Consider the following 16743-nt stretch of genomic DNA (forward strand, 5'->3'; position numbering starts at 1 on the left):
AGCATGGCGGCGGCGGGGCGACCCGCCGCCGTTTTTGTATCCGGGTTCGTATCGAGGAACGTCGCGCGTGAACGCCATCATCCGGGGCAAGCCCGACAATCTCGACGAGATCGGCCAGCGCTTCGACCGCGCCCGACTGAGCGGCCCGGTCTATCTCAACAGCGTGCCCAAGGCCGGCACCCACCTGATGCGCAACATCATGCGGATGTTCGTCGCGCCCGATCAGCACTGGCGGCGCGAATACATCCAGCACGCCATTCTGCGTCAGTACGGCGCCGAGGCCTTCTCCAAGACCAAGCCGATGATCAGCTGGGGGCACATGCTGTTCTCGGACGAGTCGGCGATCGCCTTGCGCGACGTGCGCCACATCGTGTTGGTGCGCGACCCCTATGACTGGGTGCTGGCGCGGGCGCGCTTCTACCTGTCTGACGAATTCCAGGGCAACCTGAACCACATCAAGAACGGCGGGGCGGCGATCGAGGACGTCATCATGATGATGATCCTGGGCGCACATGGCCGCGTGCCCGATCTGAAGGACGTCTTCAGCATGAACGCCGTGGCCTGGATGGGCTCCAGCGCCGTGATCGTCCGCTACGAGGACATCGTCGACGCCCTAAACGACCTGGGCTCCAAGCGCGCCGAGGCGTTCTTCGGCAAGCTGCTGGCCGATTGCGGCCTAGACCTGCCCGCCGACTGGCGCGATCGCGTCGAGGCCGGCGCCGACCGTCGCGAGAGCCGCACCGCCAGCGAGAACCTCAACGTCACGGCCGATTTGCCCAAGACGCTGTCGGACGTTCACAAGCGGGTGGTGGACTTCCACGCGCCCGGCCTACGAGCGCTTCTGGGCTACAGCTAGAGGACGACCGCCGTCCCGGACACCGACACCATCATCATCGAGCCGTTCGGGCCCACGGTGTTGTAGTCGAGGTCGACGGCCAGGATGGCGTTGGCGCCCAGCTTCTCGGCTTCCTTGACGAGGTTCTTCATGGCGTCCTCGCGGGCGCGGGCCAGCACGCGCTCATAGGACTTGGAGTGGCCGCCCACGAAGTCGCGGATCGCCGCCAGCAGATCCAGCACGACATTCGCGCCGAGGATCGACTGGGCATAGATCGCGCCCTTGTAGTCCTGAACCGGCCGGCCTTCGATGAAGGGTGTGGTCGAGATCAGCATGGATGAACCCCTGTGCGACGCGTGCGCCAACGTCCTTAACTTAGGCGCAAACGCCGCTGTTCGCGAGGGGCTCCCCCGGAAAGCGAGACAATCGTGCGCCGTTCTCCCGTGACAAGGGAATCTGGTGTTACGCCACTTCCTGCGCGGCCGTGGTTAAGGCAGATTGCCCCTCGGTTCTCGCCCCCGGAGTCTCCTGGTGATCTTCGCCAAGTCGCATCTCGACCTGCACAACATCCGCAACAACGTGGAGCGGGTGAAGAAGCTGTCGGACAATGTCGTCGGCATCGGTCCCCTGGGCATCGGCCTGGACGGTCTGCTGACCTGGATCCCGGGCGCCGGCGAGCTCTACAGCCTTGGCGCCGGCGGGCTGATCATCATGGACGCCGTGCGCGCGCGGGCCGCGCCGATGATCGTCATCCAGATCCTGGCCATCATCCTGATCGACACCGTGGCCGGCGCCTTGCCGGTGGCCGGCAAGGTCGCCGACATGCTGTTCACCGGTCACAAGTGGTCGGCCGACATGCTGACCAAGCACATGGACGACACGATCTATTTCGAAGGCACCCGCAAAGAAGCGCAGGGCACGGCCGAGTATCGCGACCTGCTGGCCCGTATCCAGGCGGGCAAGGAAAAGCGTCGGGTCGTCTTCCTGGGCTGATCGACAACCAAAGCACCGGCGAGGCGTTGACGAGAGCATGACCATCGATGACGCCCACGTTTCCGCCTCAGGCGACAGCCGCCGCGCCCGCGCTCACCGGGCCTGGAAGTCCGCCGAGACCATCAAGGGCCTGTCCGATCGCCTGATCGGCATCGGCCCGTTCGGCCTGGGCCTGGACGGCGTCCTGTCCTGGGTGCCGGTCGTGGGACCGCTCTACAGCATGGGCGCCGGCGGTCTGCTGCTGCTGCACGGCATGTCGGGCGGGGCCTCGTTCTTCACCCTGGCGCGCATGCTGGCCTATGTGGCCATGGACACCGCCACCGACGCCGTGCCGGTCGCCGGCTCGATGGTCGACATGCTGTTCCCCGGCCACCTGATGGCCGCCAAGGCGCTGCAGAAGGACATCGAGTCCCGCCACGGCCTGCCCGACGACGTGGCGATGGCGCGGGTCAGGAAGAAGCGCGGCAAGGCCAAGCGCCACTAGGCCGTTCACTCGGTCGTCGGCAGGTCGGCGACATGCATCGTCAGGTCGGGAAAGGCGAGGGGAACGACCTCTCCGTCCCGATCGACTTGAGTGATCTCGCCATAGCCGTCTGGTCCGGGCTGGCGATGGACGAAGATCCGTCGCCCGGAGGCGTCGACAACCCAATAATCGGCCACGCCGTGGCGCGCATAGAGCGACGCCTTGAGGTTCAGGTCGTAGAGCAGAGAGCTGTCGGCCACTTCGATCAGCAGAAGCACATCGGGGCCACGCACCTCGTCCACGCGCGTGTCCGTCGAATGGATGAAGATGTCCGGCATGGGGCTGACGCCCTTCGCCAGCGACAGTGTGCCTTCAACGTGGATGGCGTGTCGAGAAGCTCTCCGTCGATCAGCTCTACTCGCTCATCGGGATTGAGTGCGCCAAGCTCAACCATATGGAGAATCTCTTCAAGGGTGAAGCGGACTGGCTTGTCGGTCGTGCGGTCAACAAAACGACCCTCGACCAGCGTCAGGTTGTCGTTCGACGGCAGCAGCCCCGCTGCCTGCATGATGGCGATCTCATCATGGGTGAAGCGGTGATGGGGCGTCGACTGCTGGAAGCGGACGGGCGCGTTCATGGCGGAAACGATACCACGTTATCCCGTTTTGCGGATACGCATCCCGCGAACGGGATTTGGTGCGTTTAGCGCAGACCTCTCGCTAAACGCTAAGCCGCCGCGCCCTGGCTGTAGCCCAGTTGCACGTTCAGCTTCTCCAACACCTCGATGGCCGCCTCGGCGATCACCGTGCCGGGGGGGAAGATGCTGGCCGCGCCGGCGTCGAGCAGAGCCTGGAAGTCCTGGGGCGGGATCACGCCGCCGACCACCACCACGATGTCGGAGCGGTCGCGCTTGGCCAGTTCGGCCTTCAGTTCCGGCACCAGGGTCAGATGCCCGGCGGCCAGGGACGAGGCGCCGACCACATGGACGCCGGCCTTGATCGCCTCGTCGGCGGCCTCGGCGGGGGTCTGGAACAGCGGGCCGATCTCGACCTTGAAGCCGAGGTCGGAGAAGGCGCTGGCGATCACCTTCTGGCCCCGGTCGTGGCCGTCCTGGCCCATCTTGGCGACCATGATGCGCGGCGGGCCGCCATCGGCTTCCTTGAAGGCGGCGACCATGGCCTTGGCGCGAGCGGCCTTGGGATCGGCGCCGGCCTCCTTGCCATAGACGCCCTCGATAGCCTGGATCACGGCGCGGTGGCGGCCGAAGACGTTCTCCATCGCCAGACTGATCTCACCGACCGTGGCCTTGGCGCGGGCGGCGTCGACGGCAAGCGCCAGCAGGTTGCCGTCGCCGCGTGCGCCATCCTCCAGCGCCTTCAGCGCTGCGGCCGTGGCCTCCGGATCGCGCTCGGCCTTCAGGCGGGCCAGCTTTTCCAACTGCTGCTTGCGCACCGAGCTGTTGTCGACCTTCAGCATCGGGATCACGTCCTCGACGTCGGGCTTGTAGCGATTGACGCCGACCACGCTCTGGCGATTGGCGTCGATGCGAGCCTGGGTCTTGGCGGCGGCTTCCTCGATGCGCAGCTTGGGAATGCCGCGCTCGATGGCCTTGGCCATGCCGCCGGCCGCCTCGACCTCCTCGATGTGTGCTAGCGCCTTCTGGGCCAGGTCGTGGGTCAGGCGCTCCACATAGTAGCTGCCGCCCCAGGGATCGGCGACGCGGGTCGTGCCGCTCTCCATCTGCAGGAACAGCTGAGTGTTGCGGGCGATGCGGGCCGAGAAGTCGGTCGGCAGGGCCAGGGCTTCGTCCAGGGCGTTGGTGTGCAGGCTCTGGGTCTGGCCGTTTACGGCGGCCATCGCTTCTACGCAGGTGCGCGAGACGTTGTTGAACACGTCCTGCGCCGCCAGCGACCAGCCGCTGGTCTGGCTGTGGGTGCGCAAGGACAGCGAGCGGTCGTCCTTTGGATCGAACTCGCGCTTCATCAGGCGAGCCCACAGCAGGCGGGCGGCGCGCATTTTCGCGACTTCCATGAAGTAGTTCATGCCGATCGCCCAGAAGAACGACAGGCGGGGCGCGAAGGTGTCGATGCTCATGCCCGCCGCCACGCCGGCCCGGGCGTATTCGACGCCGTCCGCCAGGGTGTAGGCCAGCTCCAGGTCGGCCGTCGCCCCGGCCTCCTGCATGTGATAGCCGCTGATCGAGATGGAGTTGAACTTCGGCATATTGGCCGAAGTGTATGAAAAGATGTCGGAAATGATCCGCATCGAAGGTGCGGGCGGATAGATGTAGGTGTTGCGGACCATGAACTCCTTGAGGATATCGTTCTGGATGGTCCCTGACAGCTTCTCGGGTGAAACGCCCTGTTCCTCGGCCGCCACGATGTAGAGCGCCAGGATCGGCAGCACCGCGCCGTTCATGGTCATCGACACGCTCATCTTGTCGAGCGGGATGCCGCTGAACAGCGTGCGCATGTCCAGGATCGAGTCGATGGCGACGCCCGCCATGCCGACGTCGCCCTTCACCCGCTCGTGGTCGGAATCGTAGCCCCGGTGCGTGGCCAAGTCGAAGGCCACCGACAGGCCCATCTGGCCGGCCGCGAGATTGCGCCGGTAGAAGGCGTTGGAGTCCTCGGCCGTCGAGAAGCCCGCATACTGGCGCACAGTCCACGGGTTGGTGACGTACATGGTCGGGTAGGGGCCGCGGACATAGGGCGCGACGCCGGGATAGCCGCCGGTGAAGTCCAGGCCCTCGACGTCGGCGGCGGTGAAGGCCGGCGCGACGTCCACGCCTTCCGGCGTCGCCCAGGCCTCGCCCTGGGGCGCAGGCGCGGCGGCGACCTCGGCGAAGTCGACGGTGGTGAAGTCGGGGAACTTGCTCATGGTCAGGCGCCCTCGAACGCGGCGGCGAAGCGGACGGGCGTCAGCGGCGGGCACCTTGAGTCCGGTCCCGGCAGGCGAACATCCGGACCGGCGACCGCGAAGGCGGCGGGATCAATGGCCTCGACCTCGGCCGGCTTGTCGTCGGCGTTGGGGAAGGCGGTGACGCCCAGGATCTTGCGGCTCTTGTCGGCGAAGGCGGCGTCCTGCGCGGCGCGGGTGGCGGCGACCGCCTCGGCGACCGCGCCGCTCTCCAGCGCCTTGACGATGCCGCCGGCGGCCTCAATGGCCTGGAAGCCGCCCCAGGCGGCGCGGGCGATCTGGTCGGTCAGGCTGTCGAGGTACCAAGCCCCCCCGGCCGGATCGGCGACACGGCCCAGATGGCTCTCTTCCATCAGCACCAGTTGGGTGTTGCGGGCCTGGCGGCGGCCGAAGGTGGTGGGCAGGCCTATGGCGTCGGTAAAGGCGCCCAGCACGATGGCGTCGGCCCCGCCGACCGCCCCGGCGAACCCGGCCGAGGTCAGGCGCAGGAGGTTGGTCCACGCGTCCTTCGTCGTCAGCATGCGGCCCGAAGACCGCGCCTCGATGGTCGCCGGCACCTCGACGCCGCAAGCTTGCGTGAGCCGCGCCCACAGCGCCCGCGCCGCCCGAAGTTTGGCCACGCCCGTAAAGTACTCGCCATCCAGGCTGACGCCCAGGGTGATGCGCTGGAAGGCCTCTTCCATCGACAGGCCCGCGCGCACCAGCGCCTTGGCGTAGGCGAGGGCGGCGGCGGTCATCAGCGCCAGTTCTTCGGTGTTCGAGCCACCCGCCTCGTGGGCGGCGCGGCCGGTGGCCAGGAACAGACTGGCCTTGGCGTAGGTCCCCGACAGTCGCGCGCCGACATTGGCGGCGTTGAAGACGTGGGCCTCGACCGGACCCGGGCTGACGCCGGTGGTCGCGAAGGTCGTCAGCGGATCCATGTGAAAGGCCATCGGCGCGTTGGGCGCGGCCTTGGCCAGCGAACCCAGCCAGTCGGCGGCCTTGGGCCCAAGATAGCCGGCGTCCAGCGCCACGGTCGCCAGGTCGATCAGCACATTGTCCAGCGCCTTGGCCAGATCTTCGGCCGAGCCGATGGCCACGCCGCTGACGCCGGTCGGGTCGACGGCCAGCAGCACCGAGGCCGCGCCGTTCTCCAGATCGACCAGGATGTCCTTGGCCGCGCGGGCCGGATCGGGGGTGGCGGCGCGCATCCGCAGGTCCCAGGGACGCTCGGCGTCGCGGGCGCGCAGGTCGCGGGCGACGGCCACGCCATCCTTGGCGGTGTAGAGGGGCTGGATCGTCAGGCCGTCGGGCGTCCTGACTGTCAGGGCCTCGTCGAAGCTTTGACCTTTCAGGGTTTTCTCGACCAGGGCCGTCCAGCGCGCGCGGACGGCCGCGTCGTCCGGGGCGACGAAATCATCGGCCAGAGGCGTCACGGCCTGGGTCAAACGTCTCTCTCCTGCGGCGCAGCATTTTCTTATTTTCGACCGTGATGCGCCCCTGCCGTTAGGGCCGTCAAGCCTTGCGCCGGGACCAAACGACCGTTTAAGCTAAACGCTGTTCACATGCGCGGCGCTCAACGCCGCCTGAAAAGGGGAGCCTGACTCCATGGCCTTGCCGCCGATCCTGCGCGACCGTCTCCGACTGCCGATCATCGCCTCGCCGCTGTTCATCATCAGCAACCCGGACCTAGTGATCGCCCAGTGCAAGGCCGGCATCGTCGGCTCTTTCCCGGCGCTGAACGCCCGCCCGATCTCGCAGCTGGACGAGTGGCTGGCCCGGATCACCGAGGAACTGGCCGCTCATGATCGCGCCCACCCGGAAGCCCCGTCGGCGCCGTTCGCGGTCAACCAGATCGTCCACAAGACCAACAACCGCCTTGAGGAAGACGTCGCCCTCTGCGTCAAATACAAGGTGCCGGTGGTGATCACCTCGCTGGGCGCGCGCGAGGACCTGAACCAGGCGATCCACAGCTACGGCGGCGTCACCCTGCACGACGTCATCAACGACAAGCACGCCCACAAGGCCATCGAGAAGGGCGCCGACGGCCTGATCCCGGTCGCGGCCGGCGCGGGCGGCCACGCCGGCGCGCTGTCGCCGTTCGCGTTGGTTCAGGAGATCCGCCAGTGGTTCGACGGGCCGGTGGCGCTGTCGGGCTCGATCGCCTCGGGCCGCTCGATCCTGGCCGCCCAGGCCATGGGCGCGGACCTGGCCTATATCGGCTCGGCCTTCATCGCCACGGCCGAGGCCAACGCCCCGCAGGGCTACAAGGACACCATCGTCGAGGCCCGGGCCAACGACATCGTCTATTCCAACCTCTTCACCGGCGTGCACGGCAACTATCTGCGCCAGTCGATCGTCAAGGCGGGTCTGGACCCGGAGAACCTGCCCGTCAGCGATCCGTCAGCCATGAACTTCGGCTCGGGCGGCAACCAGGAAGCCAAGGCCTGGCGCGACATCTGGGGCTCGGGCCAGGGCGTCGGCGCCATCGACAGGGTGCTGAGCGCGGGCGAACTGGTGGCCAAGTTCGCCGAAGAGTACGAGCAAGCCAAGGCCGAGCTGGCCGCCAAGACGGCGCTGACCTCGGGCAACCATCTGGCTTTCGCGGCCGAGTAGCGACACGTTTGAGCGGGGATGGCGCGGGGATTGGCGAGGGCCGGTCCTCCGCGCTCCCGGCGGGGTGATCCTAGGGGTGTTTTCAACGCCCCTGGAGGTCCCCGATGTTCGACGAAACCACCCCGCGCCTTGGCCTGCCCTATGTGGTCGCCGCCCAGGCCCAGAAGCACATCCCCATCAATGAAAGCCTCGCCCGGCTGGACGGCCTGGTCCAGCTGGCGGTCGAGAGCCGCGCCGTCTCGGCCCAGCCCGCCAGCCCCGTCGCCGGTGGGGTCTGGATCCTGCCCTCCGGCGCGACGGGCGCCGTGTGGGCTGGCCAGCCGGCCGGCGTGATGATGCGCTTCGAGGCCGGCGCCTGGGAGACTCTGGCTCCGGCCGAGGGCGTGCTGGCCTGGGTCAAGGACGAGAATCAGATGGTCGCCCACGACGGCGTCGCCTGGGCCCCGCTATCGGCCAGCTTCAAGAGCCTCACCGCCGCCGCCTCGCCGGGCCTGGCCAACACCCGGTTGGAGATCCGTGAGGAGGAGACCAGCGTCCTCGGCGCGACGACCTCGACGGCGATCGTCATCCCGGCGCGGGCCATCGTGCTGGCGGTCTCGACCCGCACCACGGTGGCGGTGACCGGGGCGACGTCGTTCAACTGCGGCGTTTCGGGCGATGCGTCGAAGTTTGGCGGTTCGCTGGGCGTGGCCAAGAATTCCAGCAATGTCGGGGTGGTTGGGCCGACGGCCTATTACGCCGACACGCCGGTGCTGCTGACGGCGGTCGGGGCCAACTTCACGGCCGGCAAGGTGCGGGTTGCGGTGCACCTGCTGCGGTTCGATGCGCCGGCCAGCGTCTAGTTTTTTAGCCTGTCATCCCGGCCGCAGCGAAGCGGAGAGCCGGGACCCAGGGGCCAATGCAGTGCGGTTGCCCCTGGGTCCCGGACAGCCTCTGCGAGGCTTCCGGGATGACAAGAATTATTGACGTCACAGATCGAACGACCTAAACGCACCCCACCTTTGGGGAGTAGCCGCCCGCGCTTATCAGCGGGCCCCGCCGCCAACACACTTGATCCTCGGATCATGGCGCGGGGAGGGAAGCGATCGATCCGCTTCCATGGCGAGACCAATGGCGCCGATATCCTCCCGGGCTGGGTGGGCTATCGACGCTATTGGCATGCGCCCGGCCCGGAAGGTTTATCACGATGGAATCCCTGCTCGTTTCGACCCTGGTCGTGGCCATCGCCGAAATCGGCGACAAGACCCAGCTTCTGGCCATGATCCTGGCCACGCGGTTCAAGAAGCCGGTGCCGATCATCTTGGGCATACTGGTCGCCACCCTGGCCAACCACGCCCTGGCCGCGACGGCCGGCTACTGGGTTTCGGACCTTCTCGGCGGCCCATGGTTCAAGTGGGCCATCGCCGTGTCGTTCATCGCCATGGCCGCCTGGGCGCTGATCCCCGACAAGGCCGACGACGAGGAGGCCGGCGCGGCCAGCCGCTACGGTGTGTTCCTAACCACCACCATCGCCTTCTTCCTGGTCGAGATGGGCGACAAGACCCAGATCGCCACGGTCGCTCTGGGCGCGCGCTTCCACAACATCGCCTGGGTCGCCGGCGGCACCACCCTGGGCATGATGATCGCCAACATTCCGGCGGTGTATCTGGGCGAGGCGGCGACCAAGATCGTGCCGCTGAAGTATGTGCGCATCGGCGCGGCGGTGATCTTCTTGCTGTTGGGCGTCTGGGCGGCGATCGAGGCTTCTGGTTTGCTGAAATAGGCTTCCCAACCTTGTCATCCCGGCCGTAGCGAAGCGCAGCGCCGGGACCCAGGGGCAACCGCGCTGCATTGGCCCCTGGGTCCCGGATAGCCTCTGGGAGGCTTCCGGGATGACAAGGTTTTTGAAGGCGCTATGACGAGAGCGCGCAAAGGAGCCCCGCCGCCTCATGACCGACGATCAGAACCTGCGCGGCTGGGAGTTCTGGATCGATCGCGGCGGCACATTCACCGACATCGTCGCGCGACGGCCGGACGGGTCGCTTGTCACCCACAAGCTGCTTTCGGAGAACCCCGAGCAATATGCCGACGCCGCCGTCGCGGGCGTGCGCGCGCTGCTGCCGGCCGGTGCGACCATCGACGCGGTCAAGATGGGCACCACGGTGGCGACCAACGCCCTGCTGGAGCGCAAAGGCGAGCCGACGGTGCTAGCGATCACGGCGGGCCATGCCGACGCCCTGCGGATCGGCTATCAGGCCCGGCCCAAGCTGTTCGACCGCCATATCGTCAAGCCCGAAGCCCTCTACGATTGCGTTGTCGAGATCGACGAGCGCATGAGCGTCGACGGCGCGGTTCTGAAGCCGCTAGACGAGGCCGCCGCCCGAGAGCGCCTGCAAACGGCCTTCGACGCCGGCTTCCGGGCTGTGGCCATCATGCTGCTGCACGGCTTTCGTTTCACCGATCACGAGGCGCGCGTCGCCGCCATCGCGCGCGAGATCGGCTTCACCCAGGTGTCGGTCAGCCACGAGGTCAGCCCGCTGATGAAGCTGGTCGGGCGCGGCGACACCACGGTGGTCGACGCCTATCTCTCGCCAATCCTGCGCCGCTATGTCGACCGCGTTGCCGGCGAATTGGGCGAGGACACCCGGCTGCTGTTCATGCAGTCGAACGGCGGCCTGACCGACGCGCGCGCCTTCCGGGGCAAGGACGCCATCCTGTCGGGTCCCGCCGGCGGCGTAGTCGGCATGGCGCAGACGGCGGCCCAGGCCGGGTTCGAGCGGGTGATCGGCTTCGACATGGGCGGCACTTCGACCGACGTCTGCCACTATGCCGGCGAGTATGAGCGGGCCTTCGAGACCGTGGTCGCGGGCGTGCGGATGCGCGCGCCGATGATGAACATCCACACCGTGGCGGCCGGCGGCGGCTCGATCTGTTCGTTCGACGGCGCGCGGCTGCGGGTGGGGCCGGCCTCGGCCGGAGCCGTGCCGGGACCCGCCGCCTATCGCCGGGGCGGGCCGCTGACGGTCACCGACTGCAACGTCATGCTGGGCAAGCTGCGGCCGGAGTTCTTCCCCGCCGTCTTCGGACCCAACGCCGACCAGCCGCTGGACGCGCAAGCCGTGGCCGCCGGCTTCGCCAAGCTGGCCGCCGAGATCCTGGCCGCCACCGGCGAGGCCATGAGCCCCGAAGCCATCGCAGAGGGCTTCCTGACCATCGCCGTCGAGAACATGGCCAAGGCCGTGCGGCAGATCTCGATCCAGCGGGGCTACGACGTCACCCGCTATGTGCTGGCCTGTTTCGGTGGGGCGGGCGGGCAGCACGCTTGTCTGGTGGCCGACGCCTTGGGCATGACCAAGGTGATGATCCATCCCTTCGCCGGGGTGCTGAGCGCCTACGGCATGGGCCTGGCCGACCTGCGTTTGATCCGTGAGGCGACGGTGGAGCGACCGTTGGCCGAAGCCGCCGCCGACTTGGCCGAGCAGGCGAGGGCGCTTTCCGTCGAGGCCGAGGCCGCCCTGCGCGCCCAGGCCGTACCGGTGGCCTCGGTCGAGACCCTGGCGACCTTGCGCGTGAAATATGCCGGGACCGATACGCCGCTGGTCGTGCCGCTGGCCGACGAGGCCGGCGTGCGCGCGGCGTTCGAAGATATGCATCAACGGCGCTTCGGCTTCACCTCGCCGACGACGGCCTTGGTGGTCGAGACCCTGTCTGTGGAGGCTATCGGTCATTCCGACGCTGGAGGCGCGCCAGATTTAGGTTCTGGCGCCGACAGTGATCCTGAAGCCCTCACCATCGTCGATGTGCGCATGGCCGGGCAGGCGCGAGCCACGCCCGTCTTCGACCGCGAGGCCCTGGCGGTCGGCGTGCAGATCAAAGGCCCCGCCATCATCCGCGAAGCCACCGGCACGACCGTGGTCGAACCTGGCTGGCGCGCCACGGTCGATACTCATCTAAACCTGATCCTCGACCGCATCGAGGCACTGCCGACCCGCCGCGCCATCGGAACCAAGGCCGATCCGGTGATGCTGGAGGTGTTCAACAACCTATTCATGGCCGTGGCCGAGGAGATGGGGTTCGCCCTGCAGAACACGGCCTACTCCGTGAACATCAAGGAGCGGCTCGACTTCTCCTGCGCCCTGTTCGACCGCGACGGAAACCTGATCGCCAACGCCCCGCACATGCCGGTGCACCTGGGCTCGATGGGCGACAGCGTTCGAGCCATCCGCGAGGCGTGCGAAGGCGATGGCCGAGGCATGAAGCCGGGCGACGTCTACATGCTGAACGCCCCCTACAAGGGCGGCACCCACCTGCCGGACGTCACGGTGGTCATGCCGGTATTCGACGCGGCCGGGGCGCTGCTGTTCTACGTCGCCGCGCGCGGGCACCAGGGCGACATCGGCGGCATCACGCCGGGCTCGATGCCGCCCAACAGCCGCACGGTCGAGGAAGAGGGCGTCCTGATCGAGAACTTCCTGCTGGTCGAGGGCGGGCGGTTCCTTGAAGCAGAGACTCGCTTCCTGCTGGCCTCTGGCCGCTGGCCGGCCCGCAATCCCGATCAGAACATCGGCGACCTCAAGGCCCAGATCGCCGCCTGCGCGCGCGGGGCCGAGAGCCTCGCGGGTCTCGTCGCCGAGTTCGGCCAGGACGTGGTCGAAGCCTACATGGCCCACGTGCAGGACAACGCCGAGGAAGCCGTCCGCCGGGTGCTGGCGACGCTGAACGACGGCGCGTTCGCCTATGAACTGGACGACGGTTCGGTGGTGAAGGTGGCGATCACCGTCGACCAGACGGCCCGGACGGCGCGGGTAGACTTCGCCGGCACCAGCGACCAGGTCCCGACCAACTTCAACGCCCCGGCTTCGATCTGTCGGGCGGCGGCGTTGTACGTCTTCCGCACGCTGGTCGATGACGAGATCCCGATGAACGACGGCTGCCTGCGGCCGGTCGAGCTGGTCATTCCCGAGGGCTCGATGCTGCGGCCGCGTTATCCGGCGGCGGTGGTGGCCGGCAATGTCGAGACCAGCCAGGTGGTGGTCGATGCGCTGTATGGCGCTCTTGGCGTCATGGCCGGCGCGCAGGGCACGATGAACAACTTCACCTTCGGCGACGAGCGGCGGCAGTACTACGAGACGATCTGCGGCGGCTCGGGCGCTGGACCGACCTTCGACGGGACCGACGCCGTCCAGACCCACATGACCAACAGCCGTCTGACCGACCCGGAAGTGCTGGAGACCCGCTATCCAGTGTTGGTCGAGGCCTTTTCGATCCGGTGCGGCTCGGGCGGGGCTGGCGCGCATCCGGGCGGCGACGGCGTGGTGCGCAGGATCGGCTTCCGCGAGCCGATGACAGCGACTCTGCTCTCCAACCGCCGCCGCGTGCCGCCGTTCGGGCTGGCCGGCGGCGACGCCGGGGCCTTGGGCCAGGCGCGGGTCGAGCGGGCCGATGGCTCCGTCCAGACGATGGCGGCCACCGACCTCGTCGAAGTCGCGGCCGGCGACAGCATCGTCATCGAGACGCCAGGCGGCGGCGGTTGGGGGAAGCCATGACCAGGCCATCGGTGCTGTTCGTCTGCATGGGCAACATCTGTCGCTCGCCCCTGGCCGAGGGCGCCTTCCGGGCCGAGGCCGAGCGGCTGGGCCTGGACGTCGAGGTCGACAGCGCCGGCACCGGCGGCTGGCACGCGGGCCAGAAGCCCGATCGCCGCGCCATCGCCGCCGCCCGTCGCCAAGGCGTCGACATCAGCGGCCTGCGGGCCCGGCAGGTGACGGTGGGCGATTTCCGCCGCTTCACCCACATCCTGGCCCTGGACCACGACAATCTCAGCGACTTGCAGGACCTGCGCCCGGTCGACGCCACGGCGACCCTAGGGTTGCTGCTCGATCATGTCGAAGGGCGTAGAGGGCAGGGCGTGGCCGATCCCTACTACGGCGACGACGCTGGGTTCGACGTGACGTGGGACGAGGTGGCGGCGGCGGCCAAGGGGTTGGCGCGGGTGTTGGCGGACTCGCCCCCTCGGCGCTGACGCGCTCCTTCCCCATAGGGGGAAGATGAGATCGCAAGCGATCCGTAGGGGGCAAGGGGTCTAGGACGCCTTAGTCGCCCGCTTCTCCAGCAGCAACAACGTCAGCGTCACCAGGAACCCGAACGCCAGCAGCCCGCCGGCCAGTTCATGGGCCTTGCCCCATTCGAGTGACTCCACCAGCCGGTAGATCTCGATCGATAGCACCTGGGTCTCGCCCGGAATGCCGCCGCCCAGCATCATCACCACGCCGAACTCGCCGATGGTGTGGGCGAAGGCCAGCAGGGCCGCGACGGCGTAGCCGGGCAGAGCCAGGGGCAAGGCCACGCGCGTGAAGCTCTCCCAGCGCGACGCGCCCAAGGTGGCGGCGGCCTCCAGCGGCTCGTCGCCGACGCCCACGAAGGCGTTGCGCAGCGGCTGGACGGCGAAGGGTAGGGAGTAGATCAGCGAGCCGATCACCAGCCCCTGGAAGGTGAAGGCCAGGGTTCGGATCCCGAACAGCGCCTGCAGAGGCGCCATCAGCACGCTATGCGGTCCCAGGGCGATCAGCAGGTAGAAGCCCAGCACCGTCGGCGGCAGCACGATCGGCAAGGCCACGACGGCGCCCACCACCGGCCTCCAGCTCGAGCGCCCGCGCGCCAGCCACCAGGCCAGGGGCGTGGCCACGACCAGCAGCAGGGCGGTGGTGATCCCCGCCAGCTTGATCGTCAGCCACGCGACTTCCAGCATGTGTGTCAGCGAACCTCGTAGCCGTAGCGCTTGATGATGGCCTTGGCCTCCTTGCCCTTCAAGAACAGAAGGAAGGCCTTGGCCGCGTCATTGCCGGCGCCGGTCTTCAGCAGCACGGCTTGCTGATCGATGGGCATGTGGTCGGCGGCGGGAACGACCCAGCGCGAACCACCGTGTTCGTTGATCACCTGCGACAGCGCCACGAAGCCGACCTCGGCCGCGCCGGTCTGCACATATTGGAACGCCTGGGTGATCGACGCGCCCTGCACGATCTTGGGCTTCAGCGCATCGTAGAGCTTCAGCTTGGTCAGGGTTTCGACAGCGGCCTGGCCGTAAGGCGCGGCCTTGGGATCGGCGATCGACAGCTTCTCGAACTTGCCCTTGGTCAGCACCGAGCCCTTGCCGTCGACCAGGCCAGGGGTCTTGCTCCACAGGACGAGGCGGCCGGTGGCGTAGGTGAAGCGCGTGTCGGCCACCGCCAAGCCGTCGGTCTCGGCCTTGGTCGGGCGCTCGGCGTCGGCCGACAGGAACACCTCGTACGGCGCGCCATTGGCGATCTGTGTGTAGAACTGGCCCGACGACCCGAAGCTCAAGGTCGCCTTATGGCCGGTCTTGGCCTCGAACTTGGCGGCGATCTCCTTGGCCGGTTCGGTGAAGTTGGCGGCCACCGCCACCTTGGTTTCGGCGGCCAGGGCCGAAGCTCCCAGCATCAGCGACATCGCACCCGCGAAAGCGGCGACGAGCAGAGGGCGACGGTTCAGCATGCGAGGTTCCCAAGGCGCGGCATGGCGAGCGCCGTGCCGTTCGGTTATGTAGTGAGTCTACATAACGAGGTTTTCCATGCCGTTCAGGTCCTTTTTGCTCGTCGCGGCTTGTTTGTCTCCGTTGGCGGCCACGGCTCAGGAGGCTCTGACCGCCGCGACGCCCTGCGCGTCGCAGGACGCCAATCTTCCTGTCGAGCTGACCGGATGGACGTCCAAGGCCTCGCTGACCGCCGCTTCGAACGCGGCGGAGTTGCCGGCAGCGACACTGAAGCTGGGCCAAGCCTATCTCGCGACCCTGCCGGCCACCTCGACGGCGACCTATCTCTCGGCGCTCCAAAAGCCCGGCGAACCGACTCAGCACGGCGGCCTATTCGCGCTTACCGTCCCGACGGCGGGAACCTATGTCGTCGCCCTGGGCGCGGGGGCCTGGATCGATGTGTTGCGTGACGGCGCGCCGGTTCGATCAAGCTCGCACGGCCATGGTCCGGCCTGCTCGACGCTACGTAAGATAGTGGCCTTCGATCTGGAGCCCGGCATGTATGTGGCGCAGATCTCGGGAAGCGCGACGGCGACGCTGTCGATCATGGTCGCCAAGCGGCCCTAGCGGCTGGCGATCCGACGCGGGGACGCTATGAACGGATGATCCGTTCGTGAGGTGTGTCCGATGTCCGAAGGCGATCTCAGCGCCAGCCTGATCCTGCGGCGCGGCGCCTTTGCGCGCGTGGGGCTGGAGCGCATCGCCCTGGTCGAGGCCGTGGGCGAGCTGGGCTCGATCACCGCCGCCGCCAAGCGTCTGGGCCTGTCCTACAAGGGCGCCTGGGACGCGATCCAGGCGCTGAACAACCTGTTCGACGCGCCGCTGATCGCCGCCAGCGCCGGCGGCAAGGCGGGCGGCGCGGCGGTGGTCACCCCGCGCGGCCATGCGGTGATCAAGGCTTTCCGCGAGGTCGAGCGCGAGATCGGCGCGGCTCTGACGCGGCTGGAGGCGGGTTTGGCGAACGCGCCCGACCAGGGTCTGGGCGACCTCTTCTGGAGCTTGGGCCTGCGCACCAGCGCCCGCAACGCCTTGCGGGGCGCGGTGGTCGGGATCGGCGAGGGCGCGGTGACTGTCGAGGTCGTGCTGTCGCTCGGCGACGGTGTCGAGATCGCCTCGGTGATCACCCGCCGCAGCGCCGAGGAGCTGGGCCTGGCGGTCGGCAAGCCGGCCATCGCCCTGATCAAGTCCAGCTTCGTGTCGCTGGCCGTAGACGGAAAGGGCGCGAACCGTCTGGCCGGCGTCATCTCCGACCTTGAAACCGGCGAGACCGCCAGTGAGGTCCGCCTGACCCTGGCGGCCGGCAAGACCTTGGTCGCCACCGTCGCTCGCGAGGCGGCGGCGACCCTGTCGGTCGGCGACGCGGTGACGGCGGTCGTCGAGCCGTCCGACATCATCCTGGCGGTCGAATAG

General features: G+C 68.0%; 18 protein-coding genes, 1 pseudogene and 1 riboswitch. Of the genes and pseudogenes, 13 read left to right on the forward strand and 6 right to left on the reverse strand.

Annotated features, from left to right (window positions below):
- Window positions 1-67: 67 nt before the first annotated feature.
- Entirely contained in the window at window positions 68-856 is a 789-nt protein-coding gene (locus AC1RUS_RS03430) for a hypothetical protein (protein WP_492913067.1), read from the forward strand.
- Here the strand turns inward: AC1RUS_RS03430 and AC1RUS_RS03435 are convergent.
- Window positions 853-1170, reverse strand: coding sequence for a YbjQ family protein (locus AC1RUS_RS03435; RefSeq protein ID WP_035044492.1), 318 nt, complete (start codon window positions 1168-1170; stop codon window positions 853-855). The genes AC1RUS_RS03430 and AC1RUS_RS03435 overlap by 4 nt on opposite strands.
- Window positions 1171-1363: 193 nt before the next feature.
- On the opposite strand from AC1RUS_RS03435, the gene AC1RUS_RS03440 reads away from it, so the two are divergent.
- Complete coding sequence (locus AC1RUS_RS03440) at window positions 1364-1828, forward strand: DUF4112 domain-containing protein (protein WP_492914127.1); 465 nt, start codon at window positions 1364-1366, stop codon at window positions 1826-1828.
- Window positions 1829-1865: 37 nt separating this feature from the next.
- Window positions 1866-2312, forward strand: a complete 447-nt coding sequence (locus tag AC1RUS_RS03445) for a DUF4112 domain-containing protein (RefSeq protein ID WP_492913069.1) — start codon at window positions 1866-1868, stop codon at window positions 2310-2312.
- A gap of 5 nt (window positions 2313-2317) precedes the next feature.
- Here AC1RUS_RS03445 and AC1RUS_RS03450 read toward each other — a convergent pair whose 3' ends face one another.
- On the reverse strand, window positions 2318-2629 hold the full coding sequence (locus tag AC1RUS_RS03450; protein ID WP_492913071.1) for a Uma2 family endonuclease: 312 nt from the start codon (window positions 2627-2629) through the stop codon (window positions 2318-2320).
- Between the two features lie 26 nt (window positions 2630-2655).
- On the opposite strand from AC1RUS_RS03450, the gene AC1RUS_RS03455 reads away from it, so the two are divergent.
- Entirely contained in the window at window positions 2656-2997 is a 342-nt protein-coding gene (locus tag AC1RUS_RS03455) for a hypothetical protein (protein ID WP_492913073.1), read from the forward strand.
- Window positions 2998-3017: 20 nt separating this feature from the next.
- Here the strand turns inward: AC1RUS_RS03455 and scpA are convergent, their stop codons facing one another.
- The gene (gene scpA, locus AC1RUS_RS03460; RefSeq protein ID WP_492913075.1) at window positions 3018-5171 is read right to left on the reverse strand and encodes a methylmalonyl-CoA mutase; all 2154 of its coding nucleotides are present in this window, start codon (window positions 5169-5171) and stop codon (window positions 3018-3020) included.
- 2 nt (window positions 5172-5173) lie between these two features.
- Window positions 5174-6625, reverse strand: coding sequence for a methylmalonyl-CoA mutase family protein (locus tag AC1RUS_RS03465; protein ID WP_492914129.1), 1452 nt, complete (start codon window positions 6623-6625; stop codon window positions 5174-5176).
- Between the two features lie 172 nt (window positions 6626-6797).
- On the opposite strand from AC1RUS_RS03465, the gene AC1RUS_RS03470 reads away from it, so the two are divergent.
- From AC1RUS_RS03470 to AC1RUS_RS03500, 7 genes and pseudogenes are all read left to right on the forward strand, one after another.
- Complete coding sequence (locus tag AC1RUS_RS03470; protein WP_492913077.1) at window positions 6798-7805, forward strand: NAD(P)H-dependent flavin oxidoreductase; 1008 nt, start codon at window positions 6798-6800, stop codon at window positions 7803-7805.
- Window positions 7806-7909: 104 nt separating this feature from the next.
- Complete coding sequence (locus AC1RUS_RS03475) at window positions 7910-8647, forward strand: DUF2793 domain-containing protein (protein WP_492913079.1); 738 nt, start codon at window positions 7910-7912, stop codon at window positions 8645-8647.
- Window positions 8628-8771, forward strand: coding sequence for a hypothetical protein (locus AC1RUS_RS03480; protein WP_492913081.1), 144 nt, complete (start codon window positions 8628-8630; stop codon window positions 8769-8771). The genes AC1RUS_RS03475 and AC1RUS_RS03480 overlap by 20 nt, the downstream gene beginning before the upstream one ends.
- Window positions 8772-8796: 25 nt before the next feature.
- Window positions 8797-8905: riboswitch (yybP-ykoY riboswitch) on the forward strand.
- A gap of 86 nt (window positions 8906-8991) precedes the next feature.
- On the forward strand, window positions 8992-9567 hold the full coding sequence (locus tag AC1RUS_RS03485; protein WP_492913083.1) for a TMEM165/GDT1 family protein: 576 nt from the start codon (window positions 8992-8994) through the stop codon (window positions 9565-9567).
- A 12-nt stretch (window positions 9568-9579) separates the two neighbouring features.
- Window positions 9580-9654: pseudogene (locus tag AC1RUS_RS03490) on the forward strand (hypothetical protein); the annotation flags it as partial.
- 79 nt (window positions 9655-9733) lie between these two features.
- The gene (locus tag AC1RUS_RS03495; protein WP_492913085.1) at window positions 9734-13330 is read left to right on the forward strand and encodes a hydantoinase B/oxoprolinase family protein; all 3597 of its coding nucleotides are present in this window, start codon (window positions 9734-9736) and stop codon (window positions 13328-13330) included.
- Window positions 13327-13806 (forward strand): low molecular weight protein-tyrosine-phosphatase, encoded by a 480-nt coding sequence (locus AC1RUS_RS03500; RefSeq protein WP_492913087.1) that lies wholly within the window; start codon window positions 13327-13329, stop codon window positions 13804-13806. The genes AC1RUS_RS03495 and AC1RUS_RS03500 overlap by 4 nt, the downstream gene beginning before the upstream one ends.
- 60 nt (window positions 13807-13866) lie before the next feature.
- Here the strand turns inward: AC1RUS_RS03500 and modB are convergent, their stop codons facing one another.
- Window positions 13867-14532, reverse strand: a complete 666-nt coding sequence (gene modB, locus AC1RUS_RS03505) for a molybdate ABC transporter permease subunit (protein ID WP_492913089.1) — start codon at window positions 14530-14532, stop codon at window positions 13867-13869.
- 5 nt (window positions 14533-14537) lie between these two features.
- Window positions 14538-15296 (reverse strand): molybdate ABC transporter substrate-binding protein, encoded by a 759-nt coding sequence (gene modA, locus AC1RUS_RS03510; RefSeq protein ID WP_492913091.1) that lies wholly within the window; start codon window positions 15294-15296, stop codon window positions 14538-14540.
- Between the two features lie 121 nt (window positions 15297-15417).
- Between modA and AC1RUS_RS03515 the strand changes: the two genes are divergently transcribed.
- Together AC1RUS_RS03515 and AC1RUS_RS03520 are read left to right on the forward strand one after the other, a co-directional pair.
- Window positions 15418-15900: a homogentisate 1,2-dioxygenase gene (locus AC1RUS_RS03515; RefSeq protein WP_492913093.1), complete on the forward strand. Its 483-nt coding sequence runs from the start codon at window positions 15418-15420 to the stop codon at window positions 15898-15900.
- Window positions 15901-15960: 60 nt separating this feature from the next.
- Window positions 15961-16743: a TOBE domain-containing protein gene (locus AC1RUS_RS03520; protein WP_492913095.1), complete on the forward strand. Its 783-nt coding sequence runs from the start codon at window positions 15961-15963 to the stop codon at window positions 16741-16743.

This window comes from Caulobacter sp. GW821-FHT10F06, from assembly GCF_058809215.1.